The organism is Catenulispora pinisilvae, from assembly GCF_015356865.1.
Taxonomy (GTDB): Bacteria; Actinomycetota; Actinomycetes; order Streptomycetales; family Catenulisporaceae; genus Catenulispora; species Catenulispora pinisilvae.
This window is the reverse complement of the sequence record NZ_JAAFZA010000510.1, coordinates 1-1,201: the sequence shown is the minus strand read 5'-3', so window position 1 is coordinate 1,201 and position 1,201 is coordinate 1. Positions and strand designations below refer to the sequence as shown.

The following is a 1,201-nucleotide window of genomic DNA, read 5'->3' as shown; positions in this document are numbered from 1 at the left end:
TGCCGAATCCGCTGGCTGTCACCGAAAAGCGCGATGACAGAACCCTACGAAACTACCGAAACCTCCTGCACAGGAGCCCAACCCAAAGCCAACGACGAACCGGACAGACAGTCGCTTTCCGCCCTCTCAATAGTCTCGCGGCGGGCGGCTTCGGCGAGGTCTTCGCCGGGTTCGGCCCAGCCGGCGTGGATCTCCCAGCCGGAGGCGTTGGTGATGTGGCGGTGGCGATGGAGAAGCAGGATTCGGCCGTCAGTGTCCGTGACTGCTGCGCCGACCGATGGCTTGGGGAAGTCGATGACGTGGTGATCCACGCGGAGCCCGGAGGGGAGGGTAACGTCGTCCGACCGTAGACAGACCCAAGGGCTGCTGTAGATCTCGCGGGTGCCGTGGACGGTCCAGCGTGCCATGCCACATGTCCTTCGGGCGGGATTGAACGTCTTCCTCGGCCTGCCATGCATGCTGATCGTAACCATGGCCTTTGGCCATCCTGGCAGCTGTCCACGCCAAGCATTGAGACGTACGCGGATTGGAGCGGTGGCCCGGTGGATCCGATTCGGCGTTCTCCTTGGTCGAGTACGAGCAGGGGGATGCGCTTGGCTTCGTGGGTTCGGTGGGCCGTCGCGGCGCTGGTGTGTACTACTCGCGGTCTTGCGATCAGAGGAGGCTGCTACAGCGGCGATACGGCGTCGAGGGCCAAGTGCCACGGAAACTCATCGAGCCGCGCCTCGCCGGAGCCGTGTGGTTCGTAGTCTTCGGTGCTGGAAGAGAACCGCTTGTGATGGATGGCGTTACCAGCGGCTGTGTTCGACCTGGTGTTGGTTATGGCGACCGTGAGGTTGTGTCGGATGAACGACTACCGCGACCGACGCGGGCGTCCTGGCTTTGTGTAACACGCCGTGAGGATTGCTATCCGGAACGAATGTTCAGTGAAGCTCTCGTGGTCTCTGATACTGCGCGGTCCCTTCGGCGCGCTTGGACAGCCTCAGCATGCTGGCTTCGTACACTAGTCGTGCGCCGGGCTTCGATCTCGGTTCGTCCAGTTGCATTTGGTGCGCAACTACAGCGCGCGGTGAGTGTACCGCGCCAGAATGGACGCATGGCCGTTGACCTGCCCGCTTGTGTGATTGGTTGATCGGCCCGCAGGCTCGACGACTGTGGCCGTGAAACTCATCTATCAGCTCATCGGCAACGTCTTCGCCTG

Annotated in this window: 1 protein-coding gene; it reads right to left on the bottom strand. The window is 62.3% G+C overall.

What is annotated here, in order from left to right:
- Positions 1-44: 44 nt before the first annotated feature.
- On the bottom strand, positions 45-407 hold the full coding sequence (locus IZR01_RS49225) for an NUDIX hydrolase (protein ID WP_194927895.1): 363 nt from the start codon (positions 405-407) through the stop codon (positions 45-47).
- Positions 408-1,201: the final 794 nt, after the last annotated feature.

Excerpts from the sequence above, each read along its gene's own strand:
- IZR01_RS49225 (WP_194927895.1), bottom strand. The coding sequence starts at position 407 with ATGGCACGCTGGACCGTCCACGGCACCCGCGAGATCTACAGCAGCCCT.